This window comes from Halobacillus sp. KGW1 (assembly GCF_001592845.1).
In the GTDB taxonomy this organism is placed as follows: Bacteria; Bacillota; Bacilli; order Bacillales; family Halobacillaceae; genus Halobacillus.
This window is the reverse complement of the sequence record NZ_LSOC01000003.1, coordinates 607,316-630,238: the sequence shown is the minus strand read 5'-3', so window position 1 is coordinate 630,238 and position 22,923 is coordinate 607,316. Positions and strand designations below refer to the sequence as shown.

The 22,923-nt window shown below is 52.6% G+C and carries 19 protein-coding genes; 15 read left to right on the top strand and 4 right to left on the bottom strand.

Annotated elements, in window-relative coordinates; genetic code table 11:
• Positions 1-128 precede the first annotated feature (128 nt).
• The 6 genes from AXG56_RS12140 to AXG56_RS12115 are packed head-to-tail and all read left to right on the top strand — an operon-like array spanning position 129 to position 8,974.
• Positions 129-2,354: an alpha-galactosidase gene (locus AXG56_RS12140; RefSeq protein WP_062514825.1), complete on the top strand. Its 2,226-nt coding sequence runs from the start codon at positions 129-131 to the stop codon at positions 2,352-2,354.
• An 18-nt stretch (positions 2,355-2,372) separates the two neighbouring features.
• Complete coding sequence (locus tag AXG56_RS12135; protein ID WP_062514823.1) at positions 2,373-3,545, top strand: galactokinase; 1,173 nt, start codon at positions 2,373-2,375, stop codon at positions 3,543-3,545.
• Positions 3,542-4,537 carry a UDP-glucose 4-epimerase GalE gene (gene galE, locus AXG56_RS12130; RefSeq protein ID WP_008632491.1) on the top strand — a complete coding sequence of 332 codons (996 nt, stop codon included), beginning with the start codon at positions 3,542-3,544 and terminating at the stop codon, positions 4,535-4,537. Before AXG56_RS12135 ends, galE begins: the two co-directional genes overlap by 4 nt.
• 5 nt (positions 4,538-4,542) lie before the next feature.
• A complete protein-coding gene (galT, locus tag AXG56_RS12125) occupies positions 4,543-6,054 on the top strand; it encodes a UDP-glucose--hexose-1-phosphate uridylyltransferase (RefSeq protein ID WP_062514822.1) in 1,512 nt (503 codons plus the stop codon).
• A gap of 13 nt (positions 6,055-6,067) precedes the next feature.
• Positions 6,068-7,018: a galactose mutarotase gene (locus AXG56_RS12120; protein ID WP_062514820.1), complete on the top strand. Its 951-nt coding sequence runs from the start codon at positions 6,068-6,070 to the stop codon at positions 7,016-7,018.
• On the top strand, positions 7,019-8,974 hold the full coding sequence (locus AXG56_RS12115) for a beta-galactosidase (RefSeq protein WP_062514818.1): 1,956 nt from the start codon (positions 7,019-7,021) through the stop codon (positions 8,972-8,974). It begins immediately after the preceding gene.
• Between the two features lie 125 nt (positions 8,975-9,099).
• Here the strand turns inward: AXG56_RS12115 and AXG56_RS12110 are convergent, their stop codons facing one another.
• Entirely contained in the window at positions 9,100-10,515 is a 1,416-nt protein-coding gene (locus tag AXG56_RS12110; protein WP_062515260.1) for a hypothetical protein, read from the bottom strand.
• A 249-nt stretch (positions 10,516-10,764) separates the two neighbouring features.
• On the opposite strand from AXG56_RS12110, the gene AXG56_RS12105 reads away from it, so the two are divergent.
• Positions 10,765-11,574, top strand: a complete 810-nt coding sequence (locus AXG56_RS12105) for a DUF3100 domain-containing protein (RefSeq protein WP_008632501.1) — start codon at positions 10,765-10,767, stop codon at positions 11,572-11,574.
• A 2-nt stretch (positions 11,575-11,576) separates the two neighbouring features.
• Complete coding sequence (locus tag AXG56_RS12100; RefSeq protein ID WP_008632503.1) at positions 11,577-12,029, top strand: hypothetical protein; 453 nt, start codon at positions 11,577-11,579, stop codon at positions 12,027-12,029.
• 239 nt (positions 12,030-12,268) lie between these two features.
• On the opposite strand, the gene AXG56_RS12095 is transcribed toward AXG56_RS12100, so the two are convergent.
• The gene (locus AXG56_RS12095; RefSeq protein ID WP_062514816.1) at positions 12,269-12,982 is read right to left on the bottom strand and encodes a DsbA family oxidoreductase; all 714 of its coding nucleotides are present in this window, start codon (positions 12,980-12,982) and stop codon (positions 12,269-12,271) included.
• A gap of 124 nt (positions 12,983-13,106) precedes the next feature.
• Between AXG56_RS12095 and AXG56_RS12090 the strand changes: the two genes are divergently transcribed.
• The 5 genes from AXG56_RS12090 (at position 13,107) to AXG56_RS12070 (ending at position 17,735) form a co-directional block, all read left to right on the top strand.
• Positions 13,107-13,955 (top strand): peptidoglycan-binding protein, encoded by an 849-nt coding sequence (locus AXG56_RS12090; RefSeq protein ID WP_062514814.1) that lies wholly within the window; start codon positions 13,107-13,109, stop codon positions 13,953-13,955.
• Between the two features lie 200 nt (positions 13,956-14,155).
• A complete protein-coding gene (locus AXG56_RS12085) occupies positions 14,156-14,341 on the top strand; it encodes a hypothetical protein (RefSeq protein ID WP_062514812.1) in 186 nt (61 codons plus the stop codon).
• 29 nt (positions 14,342-14,370) lie between these two features.
• Positions 14,371-14,658: a DUF4212 domain-containing protein gene (locus tag AXG56_RS12080; RefSeq protein ID WP_369815271.1), complete on the top strand. Its 288-nt coding sequence runs from the start codon at positions 14,371-14,373 to the stop codon at positions 14,656-14,658.
• Positions 14,659-14,673: 15 nt separating this feature from the next.
• Positions 14,674-16,332, top strand: coding sequence for a sodium:solute symporter family protein (locus AXG56_RS12075; protein ID WP_026577904.1), 1,659 nt, complete (start codon positions 14,674-14,676; stop codon positions 16,330-16,332).
• A 506-nt stretch (positions 16,333-16,838) separates the two neighbouring features.
• Positions 16,839-17,735, top strand: coding sequence for a DNA/RNA non-specific endonuclease (locus AXG56_RS12070; RefSeq protein WP_062514810.1), 897 nt, complete (start codon positions 16,839-16,841; stop codon positions 17,733-17,735).
• A 274-nt stretch (positions 17,736-18,009) separates the two neighbouring features.
• On the opposite strand, the gene AXG56_RS12065 is transcribed toward AXG56_RS12070, so the two are convergent.
• Positions 18,010-18,309 carry a hypothetical protein gene (locus AXG56_RS12065; RefSeq protein ID WP_152522206.1) on the bottom strand — a complete coding sequence of 100 codons (300 nt, stop codon included), beginning with the start codon at positions 18,307-18,309 and terminating at the stop codon, positions 18,010-18,012.
• A 239-nt stretch (positions 18,310-18,548) separates the two neighbouring features.
• Here AXG56_RS12065 and AXG56_RS12060 point away from each other — a divergent pair, with 239 nt between their 5' ends.
• Positions 18,549-20,126, top strand: a complete 1,578-nt coding sequence (locus tag AXG56_RS12060) for a BCCT family transporter (RefSeq protein WP_026577907.1) — start codon at positions 18,549-18,551, stop codon at positions 20,124-20,126.
• A 91-nt stretch (positions 20,127-20,217) separates the two neighbouring features.
• Here the strand turns inward: AXG56_RS12060 and AXG56_RS12055 are convergent, their stop codons facing one another.
• Positions 20,218-21,705, bottom strand: coding sequence for a gluconokinase (locus AXG56_RS12055; protein WP_062514808.1), 1,488 nt, complete (start codon positions 21,703-21,705; stop codon positions 20,218-20,220).
• Between the two features lie 174 nt (positions 21,706-21,879).
• Here AXG56_RS12055 and AXG56_RS12050 point away from each other — a divergent pair, with 174 nt between their 5' ends.
• Positions 21,880-22,776: an AEC family transporter gene (locus tag AXG56_RS12050; protein ID WP_062514807.1), complete on the top strand. Its 897-nt coding sequence runs from the start codon at positions 21,880-21,882 to the stop codon at positions 22,774-22,776.
• The last annotated feature ends 147 nt before the right edge of the window (positions 22,777-22,923 follow it).

Here is a 22,923-nt window from a genome sequence, read left to right as displayed (position 1 = left end):
CGAAAGGATAGCAGACAAAGCTAGGAAGCTGTGTTACTATTTACATAAATTAAATTAATTAACAAAGTCAAAACGTTGAAATGTAAGCGTTTCTATAGACGGGAGACATAGGAAAGGGTTGGTGAACAGTGTTGATTCATATACACGAAGCGGAGAAACAGTTCCATCTGACAAACGGAAAGATCAGCTATATCTTTCATGTCATGCGGAACGGACAGCTTGGACATTTGTATTACGGCAAAGCCATCCGGGATCGATCCGGATTTGCGAGGTTTCAGGATTATGAGACGGTCGCACCGTCCAGTACGCACGTCTATGAAGGAGAGCTCGGATTCTCAATGGAAACGATCCTTCACGAAGCGACAGCTTATGGGAAAGGAGATTTTCGAGAGCCGGCGGTGAAGCTGGAAGCAGCCGACGGCTCGTACGTTTCTGATTTCCGATTTGACCGTTACCACCTGGAAAAAGGCAAAGCGAAGCTGCCGGGACTTCCTGCGACATTCGCGGAGGAGGAAGAAGCGGAGACGCTGACGATCACGCTTAAAGATGAACCATCCGGTGTAGAATGGGACCTTTCCTATACAATCTTCCGGGACCATCCCGTCCTTTCAAGGAGCAGTATCCTCCGAAACGATGGAACAGAGAAGGTGAAGGTGGAGCGGCTGATGTCCCTGACCGTCGATCTTCCGGACAGCGCGTATGACATGGTCCATTTGGCAGGAGCCTGGTCGCGCGAGCGTCATATCGAAGAACGTCCGCTCCGTCCTGGTATCCAGTCGATCGGCACGAGCCGCGGAGCGAGTTCGCATCAGCACAACCCTTTTCTCGCGTTGAAAAGAAAGGGAGCGACCGAGTTTGCCGGCGAAGTACTCGGGTGTCAGTTCGTATACAGCGGCAATTTCCTCGGGGAAGTGGAAGTCGATCATTACGACCGGACGCGGGTGTCGATGGGAATCAACCCGGACACATTCACGTGGCATCTGGAAAGCGGAGCCTCGTTCCAGGCGCCGGAAGCGGTCCTCGTCTATTCGGAAAACGGGATGAACGGGATGAGTCAGGCGCTGCACGCGCTTCATCATGGTCATTTAATCGCACCGAGATGGCTCGAAAAAGAACGTCCGATCCTCATTAACAACTGGGAGGCGACTTACTTCGACTTCGATGAAGCGAAGCTTGACGCTTTTGCAGAGGAAGCGAAAGATCTCGGCATTGAATTGTTTGTCCTCGATGACGGTTGGTTCGGGAAGCGGAACGATGATACGACATCGCTCGGTGATTGGTTCGTTGATGAAGCCAAGCTGCCGAACGGAATCGGTGCATTAGCGAAGCAGGTGAAGGCGAAAGGGCTGCAGTTCGGTTTGTGGTTTGAACCGGAGATGGTCAGTCCTGTCAGTGACTTGATTAAGGAACATCCGGAATGGGTCGTCGGTGTACCTGGACGCCACCAGACGCTGGAACGGAACCAGAAGGTGCTGGATTATGCCAATCCGGAGGTCGTCGACTACTTGTTCAGCCGGATGGACAGCATCATCAAGGAAACGAAGCTCGACTACATCAAATGGGATATGAACCGGAACATCACAGAACCGTTCTCCCCGCATCTCGAGCATCAGGGGGAGTTCTTCCACCGCTATATTCTTGGAGTCTATGATTTGTATGAGCGCTTGACGTCGGCACATCCGGACGTTTTGTTCGAATCATGTGCCGGAGGCGGGGGACGCTTCGATGCCGGCCTTCTGTATTATGCCCCGCAGGCGTGGGCTAGTGATGACACCGATGCTGCCGAGCGTCTGAAGATCCAGTACGGCACCTCGATTGCTTATCCGCTGTCAAGCATCGGATCGCATATATCTGCTGTACCGAACCACCAGACGTCGCGCGAGACGCCGATGAAGTTCCGCAACGATGTCGCGGTTTTCGGAACGTTCGGATATGAGCTCGATCCGTCCGGTTTGACCGAAGAAGAGAAGTTGGAAGTCCGCCGCCAGATCAAAGAGTTCCAGAACGTCCGCCGCTTGATTCAGACTGGCACCTTCCACCGGCTGCTCAGCCCGTTTGATGGAGAAGAAACCGCCTGGATCGTCGTGTCGGAGGATGGTACGAAGGCGCTTGCCGGCTGGTATCGCCAGACGTATCACCCGAATCCGAAGCAGGATCAGGTTTTGAAGCTTACCGGACTCGATCCGGACGCAGCTTATAGAGTCACAGGGCAGGATACGGTTTATTACGGGGATGAATGCATGTACCGCGGCCTTCCGCTTCCCGTCGAGTTCAACGGGGCGAATGCACCGCAGGCAGAGCGGGCCGGAGATTTTCAGTCCCAGCTGTTTTTAATCGAAAAGGTAGAAGAATAGAAGGGAGAAGGAGTCGGAATGAAACAATTACGAGATGCGTTCGCAGAGAAGTTCGGCGGGGGCCAGGGGGCATTGCTGTTCTTCGCACCGGGCCGGGTCAATTTGATCGGAGAACATACGGATTACAACGGAGGGCACGTCTTTCCATGCGCCCTGAGTGTCGGGACATACGCTGTCGCGAGAAAACGAGAAGATACGAAACTTCGGTTTTATTCGATGAATTTCCCGGAAAAAGGAATCATCGATGCTGATATAGAAGAATTAACATATGAGGAAAAGCACGACTGGGCCAATTATCCGAAGGGAGTCATCGCTGCCTTCAAGAAGCACGGCTATGCGGTTTCTTCCGGCTTTGATATTGCCTTTTTCGGAAATATCCCGAACGGGGCAGGGCTTTCTTCGTCCGCTTCGATCGAGCTTGTCATGGGAACAGTGCTTGAGGAGACGAGCGATTGGTCGGTGGACAGAGTGGAGATGGTGAAGCTTGCGCAGGAGGCGGAGAACGAATTCGTCGGCGTCAACTGCGGCATCATGGACCAGTTCGCTATCGGTATGGGAAAACGGGACCATGCGGTTCTATTGAATTGTAATACGCTCGACTACCGCTACACTCCGGTAGAGCTTGATTCTCACGCGCTGATTATTGCTAATACGAACAAGCGCCGAGGACTTGCAGACTCCAAATATAATGAACGGCGCTCGCAATGCGAGACAGCTCTTGCAGCCTTGCAGACTGAGCTTAAGATTCACAGCTTAGGAGATTTGACAGAGGAGGCATTCGAAGCGCACAAACATCTGATAGACGATCCCGTCGTACAGAAGCGCGCAAAGCATGCCGTTTATGAAAACCGTCGTACCATCAAGGCGGTCGATCTGCTTGATCAGGGGGACATCGAAGGTTTCGGTGCGCTGATGAATGACTCGCACCGCTCCCTGCGCGATGATTATGAAGTGACGGGTCGCGAGCTCGATGCCCTTGTCGAAGCAGCCTGGGCGGAAGGGGCAGTCGGATCCCGCATGACCGGTGCAGGTTTCGGCGGCTGTACGATCAGTATCGTGAAGAAGGATGACGTTGATTCCTTCCTTACGAATGTCGGAGATCGATACAAAAAGGCGGTCGATCTCGAAGCAGATTTCTACGTGGTGGAAATCGGAGATGGAGCGAAACGTATGGAGGAGGAAAGAATATGACCATTCTCGTATGTGGAGGAGCAGGATATATCGGCAGCCACGCGGTGGCGGAGCTGCTGGACAGGAAAGAAAAGGTGGTTGTCGCAGACAACCTCCAGAAGGGGCATGAGCCGGCCATTCTGGAAGGAGCGGACTTTTACAACGGGGATTTGAGAGATGAAGCATTTCTCGACCGTGTTTTTCAAGAGAATGAGATTGCGGCGGTGATTCATTTTGCCGCTGATTCCCTCGTCGGTGAAAGTGTGGAAGATCCATTGAAGTATTATGATAACAACGTCTACGGAGCCGTCGCTCTCCTGAAGAGCATGGCCAAGCACGGCGTCGATAAGATCGTCTTCTCTTCGACGGCTGCCGTCTACGGGGAACCGGAACAGGTGCCGATCCAGGAGACGGACCGGACAGTTCCGACTAATCCATACGGCGAAACGAAGCTCGCCATTGAGAAGATGCTGCGCTGGACGGAAGAAGCACACGGCATCAAGCATGTCGTCCTCCGTTACTTCAATGTTGCCGGTGCGGATCCGGATGGAAGGATCGGGGAAGATCACCGGCCGGAGTCCCATTTGATTCCGATCATTCTGCAGGTCGCCCAAGGGAAGAGGGAGAAAATCATGATGTTCGGGGATGATTATGACACACCGGACGGCACATGTATCCGTGACTACATTCACGTCAACGACCTTGTCGATGCCCACCTGCTGGCACTGGCGAAGCTTGAAAAATCAGGAGAAAGTGCGACCTACAACCTTGGCAACGGGAACGGCTTCAGTGTGAAGGAAGTCGTCGACGCTGCCCGCAGAGTGACGGGGCATCCGATTCCTGCCGAAGTGGCACCGAGAAGAGCGGGTGATCCGGCTCAGCTCGTCGCATCTTCCGAAAAAGCGATGGAAGAGCTCGGCTGGATACCGAAATATGCCGGTCTTGAAACGATGATCCAAACCGCCTGGAATTGGTTCCAGCAGCATCCAAACGGTTACGGCGGGAAGGAGTGAAGCAAATGGCTGTCTACGAAGATATCGAACGTCTGATTCAGTTCGGTTTGAACAAAAAGATGATTTCTGTCTGGGATGTCGATTACGTCAGGAACCAGCTGTTCCGTGTCATGGAACTTACAGGGAAAGGGCCGGTTCGTATCAACGACGCAGTAGCGTTGGAGAGTCCGGTGCCGGTGCTGGAGCGTCTGTTGGACGATGCAGCGGCACGCGGGGTTCTGGAAGAGGATACGACGACAGACCGTGATCTTTTTGATACGAAGCTGATGGACTGTCTCATGCCGCGGCCGTCGGAGGTCATCCGGGATTTCTATCACAAATTCGAGAAAGAGGGACCGGAAGCGGCAACGGATTATTTTTATCAGTTGTCTCAGGATGCCCACTATATACGTACGGACCGGATTGCAAAGAACAAACACTGGTACAGCGCGACGGAGTACGGGAACTTGGAAATAACGATCAACCTGTCGAAGCCGGAGAAGGATCCGAAGGCGATTGCGGCGGCAAAAGCTGCACCGCCGTCGGAAGCATACCCATCCTGTCTGTTGTGTAAGGAGAACGTCGGCTATGCAGGAAGGCTCGATCATCCGGCGCGCGATAACCACCGCATCATTCCGATCGATCTGGAAGGAGAGCATTGGTTCCTGCAGTATTCGCCGTATGTGTATTACAACGAGCATGCCATCGTCCTCTCGCGTGACCACCGGCCGATGAAGATATCGAAGGAGGGCTTCGATCGTCTGCTGGATTTCACGGATCAGCTGCCACATTATTTCGTCGGATCGAATGCGGACCTGCCGATTGTGGGTGGTTCCATTCTGAGCCATGACCACTTCCAGGGCGGGCACCATGAATTCCCGATGGCGAAAGCCGAGGAACAGGAAAGCTATCGCCTGCCACGCTTTTCAGATGTGGAGGTGTCGATCGTACGCTGGCCGATGTCGGTGCTTCGTGTGAAGGGAGCGGACCGGCACCGGGTATCAGAACTCGGGGAAGTGATTTTACAATCGTGGCGTGCTTATTCCGATGAGGAAGCGGGTATTTATGCAGAAACGGCGGGGGAGCCGCACAATACGGTCACGCCGATTGCAAGGTACCGGGATGGTCAGTATGAGCTCGACCTTGTCTTGCGGAACAATCGTACGAGTGAAGAGCACCCGCTGGGTATTTTTCATCCGCATGAAGAGGTGCACCATATTAAGAAGGAGAATATCGGCTTGATCGAAGTGATGGGGCTGGCAGTGCTGCCCGGCCGTCTCGTAGAGGAAATGGAGAAATTGGCCGATGCAATCATGGAGAGCCGTCTGCAGGATGCTGCCAAGGAAGAGGCGACGGCGAAGCATGTCCCGTGGGCACTCGGCATCGATTGGGACAGGTCGTCCAGGGAGGCACTGTGGTCGCAGATCGAGCAGGAAATCGGCAGACGCTTCTCGGAAGTACTTGAGCATGCCGGTGTGTTCAAAAGAGATGAGGCCGGCCAGAAGGCGTTCCGCCGGTTCATCAAACAAATCGTATAAGGAGGAAGAGAACATGATCGATGTATCGACTTATCATAAGAAGAAGTACAAAGGGCTCGAGGCCGTGGTGTTGGAGAATTCCTACGTACGCTGTGCCATCCTGCCGGCTTACGGCGGGAAAATGGTGAGTCTGTATGATAAGGAAATCAATCATGAGTGGCTCTATCAGGCGAAGGATAAGCAGTTGACGGTCCCGCCTTATGGAGCGGATTTCTCCAAGTATGACTCCAGCGGATTCGATGAAATGTTTCCGGGAATCGACCGCGGTCCGCATCCGCTGTCGTGGAAAGAAGTGCCGGATCACGGGGAAGTGTGGGCACTTCCCTGGGAGTACAAAGAGAACAACGGCTGTATCGAGATGTATGTAGACAGTCCGGTGTTTCCGTATCGTTTGAAGAAAAAAGTCGGGCTGTATAAGAACGTCGTCGTAACGTCCTATGAAGCGAAAAACTACGGCGATGAGCCGTTTCCGTTCATCTGGACGCCGCATGCGCTGCTTAATTACAACGAGCATACGGAGATCGAAGTTCCGGAGGGCGCCGATAAGGTGATGAATGTGGAGAAAGGTACGAAGCATCTCGGGGATTGGGGGACGGTCCATGATTATCCGGTTACGACATCCTTGTCTACCGGGGAGAAGATCGATCTCTCGAAGCTTGAACCTCTCGAGGAAGGAACGATGGAGAAGTTCTATTTCACTGAACCGCTGCAAAAAGGGTGGTGCACGCTTTCCCAGCCGGAGCTCGGCAGGAAGCTGACGTATGATTTTCCGGAGGAGATGGTGCCTTATCTCGGCATCTGGAAGACACGCGGCGGCTACCGCGGGGAGCATAACGTCGCGCTTGAGCCGTGCACAGGCGTCTACGATGACGTGTACGTGGCGGACAAGATCGGGAAGGCTTCCTACATTCCTCCAAAAGGAACATATAAATGGACATTGACGATAGAAACGGGGGAGCGTTAGATGACATATTTGGGAGTCGATTATTATCCGGAGCATTGGCCGGAGGAAATGATCGATGAAGACATCAATGGAATAAAAGGGCTGGGTGCGAATATCGTCCGGATCGGTGAATTCGCCTGGCATAGGATGGAACCGGAAGAGGGAAGATTCGACTTCTCCTATTTCGACGGGGTTATGAAGAAGTTGAAGGAAGCGGGGCTGTCCGTCATGTTCGGCACGCCGACAGCGACGTTTCCGGCCTGGCTCGCGAAGAAACATCCGTCTATCCTGTCAGAGGATGAACAGGGACAGACGCGTGTCTTCGGAGGCCGCCGGCAGTACTGCTTCAATTCTGATAAATACAAGGAATATGCGGCGAGGATCACAAGGGAACTCGTCGCCCATTACAAGGAGGAAGAGGCGATCATCTCCTGGCAGATCGATAATGAGATCGGTCACGAAGGCAGCGACCTCTGCTATTGCGATCAATGCCACCAGGCATTTCAAAAGTATTTGGAAAAGAAATATGCTTCCATTGAGGAATTGAATGAGACGTGGGGGACGATTTTCTGGGGACAGACGTACAACGACTTCTCGGAAATTCCTCATCCAAAGCCGACGATCACCACACACAATCCAAGTTTGAAGCTGGAGTGGGCGCGGTTCCGTTCTTACTCCATCAACAGCTTCACTCATGAGATGACGGAGATTGTAAAAGAGTGTAAAGGCGGGCATCAGACGGTGACGACGAACGTGTCGGGAGGTTTCTTCAATAAATCGTTCGACCATGAAGAAAACGTAGAGCCGATGGACTTCGTTTCTTATGATAACTACCCGGTGTGGGGCGGCCTTGAGAAGCCGGTACCGCGGGAATCCATCGCGATGACCCATGATTTCAACCGGGGGCTGCTCGATCAGAACTATTGGATCGTGGAGGAACTGATGGGCGCGCAGGGGCACGACGTCATCGGCTATCTGCCACGGCCGGACCAGGCGAAGATGTGGTCGTATCAAGCCTTCGCCCACGGCTGTTCCAATATGCTCTACTTCCGCTGGCGCGGGATGACGAAGGGAGCCGAGCAGTTCTGCTTCGGTGTCGTCGATCATGATAACGTTTACGGACGGAAGTATAAGGAAGTCCAATCGCTGTTTTCATCGATCAAAGATCATTCTCGACTGCTGGATGCGAAGATTGAAGCGGACGTAGCGGTTCTGTATGATTACGATAATATTTGGTCATGGCGCGCTCAGATTCAGAGTAAAGATTTCGATTTCAATGAAGAACTGCTGCGACTCTATCGTCCGTTCTATCAGTGGAACACGGCGATCGACGTCATTCCTGCCGGTCGGGACTTCAGCGGTTACAAAGTCGTCGTCGTACCTGTTATGCAGATGATGGAACAGGGGCTCGCGGACCGGCTTCATGCATTCGCAGACAGAGGCGGAACGGTCATTTTCTCCTATCGTACGGGACTGAAGGACAAAGACAACAACATCCGCCTCGGAGAAACCCTTCCGGGGCCTGTCAGCAAGCTCGTCGGTGCAAGAGTCGAGGAGATTGAATCACTCACAAAAGAACATCGTCTCGCTATCCGCGGGGAAGAAGAATGGGAAGGTGCCGCCGCTTATGTATCCGTTTGGCGCGACCTGCTCGTTGCGGAAGAAGCGGAAGTCCTGTTCCGTTACACCGACACGTTCTACAAGCAGTTTGCTGCGGTAACGCGGAACCGCTACGGAAGTGGAGATGTCTACTACATCGGCGGCGGTCTCGATGCAGATACGCTGAAAGAGCTTGTCCAGCCGATTATAGAGAAGCACGGAATCTTCCACGTAGAGTCGGAAGAGGATGTAGAAGTATACCGCCGCACAAGCGAAGAGGGAAGCTTCCTGTTCGTCATGAACCACGGCGAAGAAGTCCGCTCCTTCGAGGATGTGGAGCTCGCTCCATACGAAAGTCGGATCATCAAACAAGAGTAGAAGAAAAAGACCGAACGCCTCTGCTGCGTTCGGTCTTTTTTGTTTATGGTTGGAAGGGACCTGCACTTAAGGAGAATGGAGCTGTTGTATGGCAGAGGGCGGAGGGAAATGGGGAGACTATCTCCTTAAAACAGGAAGATGGCCAGGGTAGTGGATGCGATCAGGCCGAGGAGGACGGGGAAGAAGTTCTTCCGGACGAGTTCCATCACGGGCACGCCGCAGAAACCGGCAATCGCAATCAAGGACGACCAGGCGATGATCGTTCCTCCTCCCGTCCAGATCGATCCCATCTGTCCGATGGCAGCAAGCGTTTCGACATCGATCTGACCGTTCGCAAGCGAAGCCGATAATGCACCGGTCAGAGGGAGGCCGGAGAATCCGGAACCGTCGAGCCCTGTGATGATCCCGATCAGAAGAATCGAGAATGCAGTCCAAACGGCGCTCTCCGGCAGGAACTGCTGGATCGACTGGACAAGGTCGAACAACAGCGACGGGGCGGAATCGGCGGACAGGACCAGGATATCTTTAGCGAAATCCGCACTTCCGAGAAAGAAGAAGCCGGCAATCGGAATGACCGGTCCCATCGCCCGGAAAGCGAAAACGAAGCCTTCGGTCAAGTGTTTGCTGACATCATCAAGCGCCCGCAGTTTTCCGTGGGCGGTCGCAGAAAGCAGAAGAAGCAGGACGGCGACACCCCCGATAAAGGCAGCACCGGTTCCTCCTTCAAACCCGCCCATTCCGCCGGAAGTCACCTTCGTAGTGACCATGTAGATCATGATCGCCAGCATAGCGAGTGGGACGAGAATGGCGAAAAGTCTGCTGAAGAACGGATGCGCGTCTGTCCCATTTATATCGTCTGTCCCCTGCATGGCAGCAAGCTCCCGGCTGTTTTCCGGGTCTCCTTTTGTACGGAACGATTTCCGATGGAGGAGGTAGACGAGACTGATGGCGACGGCTCCGGTAATGAGCGAAAGAATCATCGCTTGATCCATGACCGCAGCAGTTTCCACACCGGCGGACTTCGCAGACAGTCCCGGTGCGACCTGGATGATGTAATCCGAGGAAAGTGCCATCCCCTGCCCGGCGATGGCGACGACGACCGCGGCTGTCATCGCCGGCAGTCCGGTGCGGATGGCCGCTGGAACGAGCAGGGCACAGATGAGCGGCACGGCCGGTGTCGGCCAGAAGAACAGGGAGACGATATAGGTGACGGTAAGCAGGACGAAGAAGGAGAGATGGCTGTTGACCATCACCTTTTCTATCGGTTGAATCATTTTCGTATCGGCGCCGAGATCCCGGAGTGACCGAAGCAGGGCGACCATGAAGGTAATGATCAAGAAGATGTTGAACAGTTCTCTGGCCGCGACCAGGTTGGCCTGGAACACGCCGATGAAGCCGCTGACGATGCTGCCGTGGAAGACCCACGCGACGAGGAACGTTCCGAGCAGCGTCGGAAGGACGACTCCTTTTCTGAAAATCATCGTAACGATGATGAGGAAGGTGAACAAACCATAGATCCAATGAGACAGGGTTAGTTCCACCATAGTGCCTCCTTTCTTTCTACGACACGCGTAGACACTATAGGCTATTCACCGGGATCTGAAGGAGTGACGGGCACGGAGGGGACGATCGGAGAATTTTTTCTTGGAGGGGTGGTCCGCGTCCAGACGGCACCTGTATCGAATCATGTCAAAATCTGCCCTTGATTTGATTGTTTAGATAATTATAATTATTAGTATTATTCGAGAAAGGAGCAGCCGGGGAGAAAACATCATCTAGGGGGATATGTCTTGGAACAAAAGCTGACTAACATTTGGAAAGACTGGCGCCTTCATGCCATCGTACTGATCATCGTCGTACTTACGGAATTCATCGGAACCCATTCCTTCACGGTCGGGCCGGGCGTCGTCCTGCTCCTGCCTATGCTTTATGCCATTATCATCGGTCTTGCTTTATTCTTCACACCGCTCATTAAGGAAAAACAGGCGAAAAACGCCGAACCGCTTATCATTCTCGGTGTAACGCTCCTCATTGCGAAAATAGGTGTCGTCATCGGTCCGTCGCTGCCGGAGATCATCGCCGCAGGCCCTGCCCTGCTGCTTCAGGAGTTCGGAAATCTCGGCACAATCTTCATCGCACTCCCGGTCGCTGTCCTGCTAGGGTTGAAACGGGAAGCGATCGGTATGACGCACTCGGTCGCGCGGGAGCCGAACGTCGGACTGATCATGGATAAATACGGCTTCCATTCACCGGAAGGACGGGGAGTCATGGCCATTTACATATTCGGTACCGTCTTCGGCGCGGTATTCATGGGATTAATCTCCGGTTTTCTCGCGACCATCACACCACTCAGCCCGCTGTCGTTCGCGATGGCATCTGGAATCGGGAGTGGAAGCATGATGGCTGCGGCCAGTGGCTCTCTCGTCGCCGCCTTTCCGTCTATGGAATCGGACATCCTCGCGTTTGCCGGTGCGAGTAACCTCCTTTCTCTTTCGACAGGCCTTTATATGAGTATCTTCATCGGACTCCCGCTCACAGAGAAGATGTACCAACTGCTCACCCGGGAGAAGAAAACAACGAAGAAAACGGAGGAGGTCTGATTATGTTGAAAACGATTCAAGAGTGGGTGCTCCTGCTCGCAATTTTCGGTATCGTTTCCCTGCTCGGGAACAGGATCGGTTATGATGTCGGTATCGTCGAAGCCCTTCCCGGAATGGTCATTCTCGTCATCATCTGCCTGATCGGTCTGCTTCTGGGGAAAGTACTCCCTGGAAGCATTCCGAGCGTCGCTTATGTTGCCATCGTCGGCGTGTTGTTCTCGATGCCGTGGATGCCGGGATCGGATTACATCGTCGCTGCGACGAATGAAGTCAACCTGCTCGCGTTGACGACGCCGATCCTTGCCTATGCCGGGATCGCGATCGGCCGTTCGTGGGCCGACTTCGCGAAGCTCGGCTGGCGCTCGATCGTCGTCGCCGTCTTCGTCATGTTCGGGACGTTCCTCGGCTCAGCGTTAATCGCGGAAATCACGCTCCGCATCCAGGGAATTATTTAATACGATTGGGTACCAGCAGCTTGTAATCCGAGGTCCAATAATCCTATTAGGGAGAGCGGGCTCCGGGAAAGGAGAGGCTTTCCATGGGGCGGCCGGTGAGCCCATCGGATTCTCTCCTTTCCCTACGCCCTTTGCAGGATAGGAACTCCCTTCAGCCTGGCGCACGCGAATCGAATATCTATTTTATTACATACAAAAAAAGCGCGGGAACCAAACGGGTCCCGCGCTTTTTCTTATTATTATTCCTTATTTCCCGGTACTTCACAGCCGTCGTCGGTGCAGACAGCGCCTTGGTCCTGGGATAGATCCTCGAATACCGGCTTTTCTTCGGCGAACGCTTTCTCCAGCCCCTGGACAAATACTTCCGTCGGCTGGGCGCCGGACACGGCATACTTACGGTTGATGACGAAGAACGGTACGCCTTGGACGCCGATCTGCTGCGCTTCAGCTTCCTGGGCGCGGACGGCTTCCGTATAGCCGTTTCCATTAAGCACACCCTTCACATCTGCTTCATCCAGACCTGCTTCCGTTGCAAGTGCGACGATCGTGTCGTAGTCGCCCACGTCTTTGGACTCCGTGAAGACGGCATGAAGGAAACGCTCGGTATAGGCTTTGCCGACTCCTTTTTCATTAGCGAGCTGAGCAACACGGTGAGCGTCGAACGTGTTCGTCGGTTTCATCGTATCGAAGCGGAAATCGAGACCGACCGTTTTCGCCTGCTCGGTCATGTTGTCGGTCATGCCTTTTGCTTCCTCCAGGCTGCGGCCGTATTTCGCAGCAAGGCCTTCTACAACAGATTTACCGGTGTTCTTCTGTGCATTCGGATCAAGCTCGAAACTCTTATATTCCACGTCTACGTCTTGTCCCGGGAACTGCTCAAGCGCTGCTTCCAGACGGCGCTTGCCGATATAGCAGAACGGACAGACGAAATCGGACCATACTTCTATTTTCATTGTCGTCACCTCTTCATTAGATTACGTTTCTATTCTACGATGATTCCTGCTTCGATTGCGAGCCATCTGTTTAGACACCATGGAAGGGTCTCTTTTCGATTGTAAAAGTGGGAGGGGATTAGTCATGATAAGTGTAGAAACGTTAAAGAAACGCAGCTTGGAACGAATCGGTGAGGTTCATATGGAAGTAAAGAAGAAAGTGATCGAATTAATTGATGCAGCCTATGAGGAAGGAATAGCTGTCCAAATGTCCTCCGGCTATCGTTCCCATACCCAGCAGGCAGCGATCTACGGGCAGGGGAGGCCGGGGTATCATTGGAACGGCGTTCATTACGGCAGTGCGGGACGAATCGTCACCTACGCCGAGCCAGGGGAAAGCAACCATCATTCCGGAAGGGCGGTCGACTTCTTCCTCGTTTCACCCGAAGGAAACGAAGCGCTCTGGGTCGTCGACAGCCGTTGGAGACGGGTCGCTGCGCTTGCCAAAGAGCTTGGATTCTCGTGGGGTGGGGACTGGAAATCATTCAAGGATTATGCCCATCTGGAATGGATGGAGGCAGAGGAATGGGCAGTAGTGCTTAAGACCGGAAGCAGTGGACCTGCTGTACGCATACTTCAAAAGCAGCTTGCGGATCTCGGCTATCCGCTTGGTCCCTCAGGGGTGGACGGACGTTTTGGACCTGCCACGATGCAGGCAGTGAAGATGTTTCAGGAAAAAGAGGAGCTTGCCGTGGACGGTAGCTATGGTCCGAAGACCCGCACCCGCTTGAAGATGCGTACGTACACGGGCGTCCTGAAACAGGGGGCACGAGGTTTGGCCGTCGGTGAGGTGCAGAGAAGGATAGGCGTCTCTGTGGACGGTTCCTTCGGTCCGAAAACAAAGGAAGGCGTGAAGACTTATCAGGAGCAGCACGGCCTGGAAGTGGATGGAATGGTCGGCCCTAAGACGTGGCGTCATCTTTTTGGAAAATAATCGAGGATAAGCTCCCGGGTCCGGGGGCTTTTATCTTTTACAGGGGTAAAATGTCCCGTGTCATTGTCCTTGATTTTACGATATGTTTTTCCATCGGTTGACAATAATTCCAAGGTCTATAATAATGACAGTTGTAATATTCAGTATTTTCTAATTATTTTTGTGCGCTTAATTGGAAGCGTATACAAAGGAGGTGTGCCATGCTCATTCCCATCGTACTCGGTTTGCTGACGATCCTTTCTGTCGCTCTCGCTCTCCGCAGAAAGCGTCCGATATTCCTTTTGCTGCCGCTTGCCGGGGTTCTCGCCACTTCTCTTGTCAAAATCATCCAGGTGCCTATGCCGTTTTGGGAAACAATTCAATTCATCTTCGACCTGAGGGGATGAAACCGAAGGGAAGGATTACAGTGAAGAAAATGGATCCAGCACGGGCGAAGGCGTACTTTCGTCTTCGGACGACTTTGATCGGCATCTACCTGGCGGTCGGAGTCCTCGCTTCGTTTGTCATTGTCCTCTTTGCAGAACGTCTCTCGTCGATTGAAATAATGGGGATCCCTTTGCCCTACTACATGGGGAGTCAGGGGGCAGTGCTCGTCTTCATCCTCCTGCTTTTCTTCAATGCCGCAATCAGTGATGCCGTAGATAAGAAATTCGGCTTGATCGAGCAGCCAGTAGAAGAAAAAGATAAAGCCGCAAACCAATAGGATAGGGGGAAGAACATGGATGCACAATTTCTCGTTTCACTCGCACTGATCGGAGGGACCTTCGCCTTATACATAGGAATCGCCCTCTATAACAAGGCCAGACAGACGTCGGATTTCTATGTAGCGGGAAGAGGGGTGCCGCCTGTTTTCAACGGAATGGCGATCGGCGCAGACTGGATGAGCGCCGCCTCCTTCATCGGTATGGCGGGGACGGTCATGATTCTCGGCTATGACGGACTTGCTTATATCATGGGCTGGACAGGCGGGTATCTGCTGCTCACCTTCCTGCTCGCACCGCAGCTCAGGAAGTACGGGCGTTATACGGTGCCGGAATTCATCGGCGACCGTTATAAAAGCAATGCGGCCCGCCTGATTGCAGCAGTTGCGACGATCATTATCAGCTTTACCTACTCGATCGGCCAGCTGTCCGGGTCCGGTGTCGTCATCGGGCGTCTGCTTGAGGTGAACACGGTCATCGGTACGCTGATCGGGGTCGTGCTTATCGCCTTTTACTCGGCGCTCGGTGGAATGAAAGGCATCACCTGGACCCAGGTCGCTCAATATCTGGTGCTCATTGTTGCCTATTTGATCCCGGTCATCTTCATGTCGCTGCAGCTGACTCAGAATCCGCTGCCGTGGTTGTCTTATGGAGGCGTCATCGAAGAGATGCGGACCCTCGACCAGCAGCTCGGTATCTCGGAATACATCGTGCCGTTTACAGAGGCTACGAAATGGCAGTTCCTCGCTCTCATGTTCACATTGATGGCGGGGACGGCCGGGCTTCCACACGTCATCGTCCGTTTCTATACTGTAGCGACGATGAAGGCTGCCCGCTGGAGCGGGGCGTGGGCGCTGTTGTTCATCGGTCTTCTTTACTTGTCTGCCCCTGCTTATGCGGCTTTCTCCCGGTTCATCCTGATGACCGAGGTCGCCGGCTCTTCCCTTAACAACCTGCCGGCGTGGACACAGCCGTGGGTCGATACGGGGCGGTTGTCGCTTGCCGATACGAACGGCGACGGGATTCTGCAATGGTCGGAACTCGTCATCAGCAATGACATCGTCGTCATGGCGACTCCGGAGATCGCCGACCTGGGTATCTTCGTGATCGGTCTCATGGCTGCCGGTGCGATGGCTGCTGCCTTATCAACGGCGGGCGGGCTGATGATCGCGATTTCGGCTGCCTTGTCGCATGACATCTACTATCGTTCCATCAATCCGAAGGCCTCGGAAGCGCGCCGCCTGTTCGTCGGGCGTTTGTCCATCGTGCTTGCTACCGTTGCTGCGGGGCTGATTGCGCTCAACCCGCCTGGTGCGATTACGCAGATTGTCGCCTGGGCGTTTGCACTCGCTTCGGGATCGTTCTTCCCGGCACTGCTGCTTGGTGTCTGGTGGCGGCGTTCGAACGGACCTGGCGTCATCGCGGGGATGCTCGTCGGCTTATCTGTCACACTCGGCTACATCTTTGCTGCTAAATACGGTGGGTTTACGATTCTCGGGATCATTGATACGGGGGCGGGCGTGTTCGGGGCGATTGCTGCCATCGTTGCCAACATCACGGTATCGCTCCTGACGAAAGCGCCGTCCCAGGAGACGCAGGATGAGGTGACGGACCTTAGGTATCCGGAGCAGATCGAATATAAAGATGGAGAGTTTTGGATGAAAAATGTGAAGTGATCCCTGGAGGTCCTTTACGGGCCGGTTCCCTAAGTAATGGGGAAGCGGCTTTTTTGTTCTCGGGCTGCCGCCGGGGATTTCCGTGCAGGGCTGCGCTTTCCGCGGGCGGCCGGCGAGCCTCCTCAGAGCTCCGCTCTTCCGGGGCCTCCCCAGTCCCGCTGTTCCCGCAGGAGTCTCCGCCCTGCCCTCCAATCCCCGGCTGGATGAGAGGAGTGCTGTGAATTCGAATGTTCGTGCTTGGAAGTATCAGCCGGCGGCGTGTTGATCGTGTGTTTAATGGAACGGGGATCGCTGACAGAAAAATGGGGAACGTTGCTTTTTCTTATGTTAGGGTTCACTATGTAAAAGGGCCATTCGATTAGTAAGAGGAATACATAATGTGAAAGGAACGGGCACAAGGAAACAGGTCTTATAAGCACTTGCTCTTGTTTTCTAATCTGCGATCAGCTGTTTGTTTAACAAGGGCGGGCGTCTATTGCAAAAAAACTTAAATAGGAGGGTCTGAAATGAAAGAGAAAGCAAAGTTTTTTATCGTACTTTTCCTGTTTTTCTTTATCACTGGATGTGCAAATGTTGAAGATACATCTATGGAAGAGGAAGGGGCGGATCAGCAGGAAGAAACGGCCTCGGCGGTTGTTGATCAAGATACGTCCGAAACGAGTGATGCACCGTTTGAAGGATACGAACTCCTTGAGGTGGACGGCGGTGATCTAAGCGGGGAAAGGGAATCAAACGTTGTCGTAGACATAGGGTTTGGTGACAGAAAGTACTGGGCATTTACGAATGAGCATGGTCAATTAGTAAGAGTCGTTGCGGACGAAATTATTCTCCAGGATGATGACAAAGAACCTGTCTTATCCAGTGGTAGATATTTTTCGGATGAAGCGAAAGTACCAGGTGTCGAAAGTGATGTGTTAGATGAAGGTCATGTTATTGCAGACTCTTTGGGAGGGGTGTCTAATGCTTATAATATTACCCCTCAGGAAAGTACGCTGAACCGTCATGGCGATCAATCGTACATGGAGAATATGATAAGCAAAGCCGGAGGCGCAACTAACTTTGAAGCCGTGATTTCGTACCCGGATACGGACACGCAGATCCCTTCTGAGTATCAATATACTTACACGATAAACGGCAGCGAGGTTGTAGACACTTTCGAAAATGTCAACCCGGATGAAGTCAATGAGTCGTTGGGTTTAACAGGGGACAGCGAACCTTCGAATGCGGAGGACAGTTCTCGTTCCATGGAAGAAGGGGATGTTTCGAGCATTGATACGAACGGCAATGGTCAAGTAACCATTCAAGAAGCGAAAGACGCCGGTTTCAGCATGCCGATCACGGACGATCATTGGTTGTATCCGTACATGAGAGATAATGATGGGGATGGGATGGTTGGAGAATAATAATTAAATTATAGTAAGTATTTAAAAGCCGGTCCTCTTACATCAAGGGAGCCGGCTTTTTGACTTTGAGAGTCCAATTAAGTAAAGCACTCTTTTAACCAAGCTTGTTTTTGATTTCTCTCAATTCCTTAAGTATTTCATTTTGTAATTCCATTCTTTTTTCATTTTGATCCATTATTTTAGCGTAATCCTTTTTATAGCTAAAAAAATTAGAAAAGAAGGAATTAGGATAATGGCAGAATAAAAGAGGGTGGCTTCCATGACATTCACCTACCTAGAAAGTAATATCCACATCTATATCTTCTCCCAGAGGTTCTTCATCACTATTTTGGGGAGCTTGGATATGGAGGGTTAATTCATTAATATCATCAACATCTGATTCTTCCAGGAAGAATGTGAAGACTCTAATTAACTCATTTTCACCGAGTACATCTTTGTTTAGACCATCACTCATAAAAGCATTTGGAGAGCTTATTTCCTCTCCTGTATTTGTGGCTAATGATAAATGTTCACGGGTGAATGAAATATCTTCATTGGAAGTAGATACTTTTGTCCCAATGGCGACATATTCCACATCTTCTCTTCCGATGTTTTTGATTACTGTTTCATGTACCACTTTTTGACACTAAAAAAACAATAAGAATGTTCCATTACAGATTGAACATGGGCTGTTCGTAAAAAAAATTCATATAAGGATCCTTCGGCAAAAAAATAGTAAAAAACCTTTTTATTATTCCGTTATAGCATATTTATCAGCGGGTAGAGGGGAGTAGACCCGTTAAGAAAAAAGGGGAATAAGATTAGGAGGATTCGATGAAAAGCAAGAGATTGGTGGATTATAAGATTTTTGTGCCGTCGCTTCTTATGATGGCGGCGGTCAGTGTTCCATTCGTCCTCTTTGAAGAAGAGTCACTGAAATGGTTAAACGCTGTTTTTGATTACATAGTAAATATGTTCGGCTGGGGGTACTTGTGGTACGGAATCCTGATAACGGGGGCGGCGCTTTATTTTTCCTTCTCCAAGTATGGGAAGGTCGTCCTCGGTGACCCGCAGGAAAAGCCGCGATTATCGCTGTTTTCTTATGCAGCCATCCTGATTGCCATGGGGGTGGGCTCGACGATCATGCGGACGGGAATGCTGCAGTGGACGTCGGTTGCGAACGATCCGCCGGCAGGAGTGGAGGCCGGTTCACCGGAATCCCTGTTGTGGGGAAACGCCTACAGCATGTTCCTCTGGGGCTTCCAAGTGTTTGCGATCTTCGTCATGATTGCCCCGGCGATGGGGTATATCCTGCATGTAAAAAAACGGCCGCTCCTGCGGATATCAGAAGCGTGCCGCTCCCTGTTTGGAGACCGCTTCACAGAAGGCATCGGCGGTAAGCTCCTCGATATGCTGTTTCTGGTCAGCATCCTTGCCGGCGCCGCGGTGACACTCGGGTTGGGAGCACCGATCATAACACAGAATTTATCTCATTTATTGAACATTCCCGTCACCTTTACGCTGACGCTGATCGTTACGATCATCTGGGTCTTTTTGTTTTCCTTAAGTGCATATTTAGGTGTTGAAAAAGGGATCAAACGACTCAGTACGTGGAACATGTACCTTGCCGGAATCTTTGCGGTCTTCGTTCTGGTTGCCGGGCCTGGAGTGTTCATCCTGAATTATTTCTCGGACAGTGTCTCTTTCCTCGTTTCCAACTATTTGAACCTGTCTCTGAATACTGACTCGGTCCATCAGGGCGGTGCCTCCCATATCCAGAGCAACACGGTCTTCTGGTTCGCCTACAGTGCGACATGGGCTATGCTGCACAGCGTGTTTGCAGCGAAGATTTCGAGGGGGAGGACGATCAAGGAAATGATCCTTACCTACCTTTTGGCACCGACAGCCCTTTCATGGGTCGCTACGGGGGTTCTCGGCGGCTTAGGCGTGCACCGCTATTTATCCGGTGATCTGTCTGTGCTTGAGCTTGTTGAAGAAAAGGACCGGATGGCTGCCATTCCGGATATTTTGGCAACGCTGCCGTTTGGAAATATCGCAATCGTTATCTTTATGATCGTCGCCCTTATTTTCCTGACGACAACGCTCGATTCGACGACGTACACGGTTGCTGCTTATACAAGTACCCGTGATATGAGCCGGTTCGAACCGCCGCGGGTCCTGCGTATCCTTATCGCAGCTATTATCACCGTCTTCGCTCTCATCCTGATGCGTGTCGGCGGCCTCGCTCCGCTGAACGTCGTGTCGGGGTTGATGGGGCTGCCGATCATTCTTGTCCAGTTCCTGCTCGTTTATGCAGCGAAGCGGATGATGGACGAAGATAAGGCGTGGATGTATAACGTCCATAAACAGGACCATCAGGAAGCAGCCAGGAAACAGAGAGTGAACGGATAAAAGGGCGTTTGGAGGTTATTAGCCTCGTATCTCGGATGAAGGCTTAAAATGATAAATCCCCGCTCGGGAATCCTGAGCGGGGATTTATCATTTATGACAGCTGGTGAAGACGGAAGAAGTCGTCCTGCAGCTTACCGGAGACCGATTGGTAGACGTCGAAGAGTTTCTTGTATGTCTCATGACGTTCGGGATCGGGCGTATAGTGCTCCTGCATCGGAATGGAATCCTTGATCGCCTCCAAGCTGTCCGTAAGCCCCAGGGCATAGAGAGCGACCCAGGCAGCACCCCAAGCAGAGCTTTGGTGACTGACGGGAATGTCGATTCGTTTGTTGAACATATCGGCGACCATCTGCACCCATAACGGCGAGCGGGCGAATCCTCCGCTTGCAAAGATGCGGTCGTGACTGTTTCCAAGGCGCTCGAGGGCACTTGCGATGTGCAGCACCGAGAAGAGTACGCCTTCCATAGCGGAACGGGTCATGTGCTCCTTGCGGTGGTTCGGCGTCAGACCGATGAAGGATCCTTTCGCTTCCGCCTGCCAAAAGGGAGCGCGTTCTCCGTTCAGGTAAGGCAGGAACAGCAGGTTGTCTGCACCCGGGGCGACCGATCCGGCAAGCTCCGTCAGCTCTTCGATCGACATTTCTTCACCTTTGTTTTCGAACAGGCGCTGGACCCATTGAAGAACGAGGCCGCCGTTGTTGGAAGGACCGCCTGTAATCCAAAGGTCATCAGAGAAACGGTAGGAGAAGATCTCCTGTTTTTCGTCAAGAAGCGGCTCCTTCGAAAACTGGCGGATCGCACCGCTTGTACCGATTGTGATGGCTGTTTCTCCCGGCTGGATGGCGCCGATACCGAGATTGGCAAGCGGACCGTCGCTTCCGCCGATGACGAACGGGGTGGAGGACTTCAAGCCTGCTTTCTCTGCGATGGCTGCATCCATGCCTTCCATCGTGTAGGTCGGCGGCACGGGGGAGAAGAGCTGTTCTTCGCTGATGCCGGCGATTGCAAGTGTCTCCTCATCCCATTCGTTGCTGTGGATGTTATAAAGTCCCGTCGCGGCGGCGACCGAGTAATCGACGACTTTTTCTCCGAACCAGCGGTAGAGCAGGAATTCCTTCACAGAAATATAATAAGCGGCCTGTCCACACGGTTCATACCCGTTCTCCTTCATCCAAACGAGCTTGGAGAGCGGAGACATCGGGTGAAGCGGCGTGCCTGTCCGCAAATAGACGTCGGGATGTTCTTCCTTCAGGTGTGACGCCTGTTCCGAGCTGCGGGCGTCCGCCCAGATGATGGAAGGCGACAAGGGAGCTCCGCTTTCATCGGTACAGATCAGGGAATGCATAGCCGAGGAGAGACCGACACCGACGATCTTATCGGCGTCGAGTCCGGCGACGCTGAGACGGATCGATTCCAGCGCTGCCTTTTCGATCACAAGCGGGTCCTGTTCGGCATAGCCGACCTGCGGGTGATGGAGCGGGTATGCAACTTCATGCTCTGCGACGACGTGTCCATTTTCCTCGAACACGACGGATTTGCTGCTTGTCGTACCTAAATCTAGACCTATGACGTAATTCATTTCTGACTTCCTTTCTATATGAGAACGATTTCAATAACTCTATCATCTATTGTAAACGATAACATTTCCAATTCATAGGGAGCAAGAAATTTTCCTCATCCCGAAGCTAACAAAGGCCGATATTTCTGATAAACTAGTAGAGTTCTAATATTTAACAGACAGGGTGGTTATATAATGGCAATTTTCTTTCAGGTAGTACTTCCTGTCGTACTGATCTTCTGTACCGGGTTCGTCCTACAAAAAGTACTGCGCCTCGAAATCAAGTCGATTTCGACGGTCGCTCTCTATATCATGCTTCCGTGTCTCGTCTTCAAGACGTTCTACGAAGCGACATTTGACCGCGATTACTTCCTGATGGTCCTTTTCTCGGTGTTTCTGTTGATCGCCATCCTCGCTGTCAACAAAATCGGGGCAAAGGTGCTCCGCTACGATACACCGACGGAAAGCGGGCTGATTTTATCCACGGCCTTTATGAACGCCGGGAATTACGGGGCGCCGATTGTCCTGTTCGCCTTCGGAGAGCAGGGCTTCGTTTATTCCGTCTCGTTCATGGTGCTTCAGCAGATCGTCATGAATTTCTTCGGCGTCTATTACGCAGCAAAGGGAACCGCCGGCATTACGATGGCTTTGAAGCAGGTGGCCAAAATGCCGCCGACGCATGCGATCTGGCTCGCGCTCGTGTTCAAATATACGCCGCTTTCGATTTCCGATAATATCATGTCGAGCATCGAGCTCGTCGGGAACGCCCAGATTCCGACCGTCATGATCCTGCTCGGGATGCAGCTTGCCAACATCACCGTGAAGAACCTGGCCTGGGACAAAGTCTCCTATGCGGTTTCGGTCCGGCTGCTTGTCTCCCCGCTTATCGCCTGGGCGCTGACGATGATCCTGCCGATGGGGGATCTGATGGCGAACGTGTTGATCGTATCGGCAGCCATGCCTTCTGCGGCTACGACGACGATGTATGCCGTCCAGTTCGATTCGAAGCCTGAACTCGTCTCAAGCATCACGCTCATGACCACGCTCCTAAGCGTCGTCACTATCCCGATCGTTCTCAATATACTGACGTAAAGGGTATTTTGATAAAATAACGTGGCGAGAGCGGGCTGCGGAAAAGGTGGCGCTTTCCGCGGGGCGGCCGCTGAGCCTCATCATCGCGTTGCTCTTCCGGGGTCTCACCTGTGCCACACCTCCCGCAGGAGTCTTTCATGCCGAGGT

What these genes read in the sequence shown, in the direction of transcription:
- AXG56_RS12075 (WP_026577904.1), top strand. Translation starts at nt 14,674, where the DNA reads ATGGATGCACAATTTCTCGTTTCACTCGCACTGATCGGAGGGACCTTC.
- AXG56_RS12055 (WP_062514808.1), bottom strand. Translation starts at nt 21,705, where the DNA reads ATGAATTACGTCATAGGTCTAGATTTAGGTACGACAAGCAGCAAATCC.
- AXG56_RS12120 (WP_062514820.1), top strand. Translation starts at nt 6,068, where the DNA reads ATGATCGATGTATCGACTTATCATAAGAAGAAGTACAAAGGGCTCGAG.
- AXG56_RS12085 (WP_062514812.1), top strand. Translation starts at nt 14,156, where the DNA reads ATGCTCATTCCCATCGTACTCGGTTTGCTGACGATCCTTTCTGTCGCT.
- galT (WP_062514822.1), top strand. Translation starts at nt 4,543, where the DNA reads ATGGCTGTCTACGAAGATATCGAACGTCTGATTCAGTTCGGTTTGAAC.
- AXG56_RS12070 (WP_062514810.1), top strand. Translation starts at nt 16,839, where the DNA reads ATGAAAGAGAAAGCAAAGTTTTTTATCGTACTTTTCCTGTTTTTCTTT.
- AXG56_RS12080 (WP_369815271.1), top strand. Translation starts at nt 14,371, where the DNA reads ATGGATCCAGCACGGGCGAAGGCGTACTTTCGTCTTCGGACGACTTTG.
- AXG56_RS12135 (WP_062514823.1), top strand. Translation starts at nt 2,373, where the DNA reads ATGAAACAATTACGAGATGCGTTCGCAGAGAAGTTCGGCGGGGGCCAG.
- AXG56_RS12100 (WP_008632503.1), top strand. Translation starts at nt 11,577, where the DNA reads ATGTTGAAAACGATTCAAGAGTGGGTGCTCCTGCTCGCAATTTTCGGT.
- AXG56_RS12095 (WP_062514816.1), bottom strand. Translation starts at nt 12,982, where the DNA reads ATGAAAATAGAAGTATGGTCCGATTTCGTCTGTCCGTTCTGCTATATC.
- AXG56_RS12090 (WP_062514814.1), top strand. Translation starts at nt 13,107, where the DNA reads ATGATAAGTGTAGAAACGTTAAAGAAACGCAGCTTGGAACGAATCGGT.
- AXG56_RS12060 (WP_026577907.1), top strand. Translation starts at nt 18,549, where the DNA reads ATGAAAAGCAAGAGATTGGTGGATTATAAGATTTTTGTGCCGTCGCTT.
- AXG56_RS12050 (WP_062514807.1), top strand. Translation starts at nt 21,880, where the DNA reads ATGGCAATTTTCTTTCAGGTAGTACTTCCTGTCGTACTGATCTTCTGT.
- galE (WP_008632491.1), top strand. Translation starts at nt 3,542, where the DNA reads ATGACCATTCTCGTATGTGGAGGAGCAGGATATATCGGCAGCCACGCG.
- AXG56_RS12115 (WP_062514818.1), top strand. Translation starts at nt 7,019, where the DNA reads ATGACATATTTGGGAGTCGATTATTATCCGGAGCATTGGCCGGAGGAA.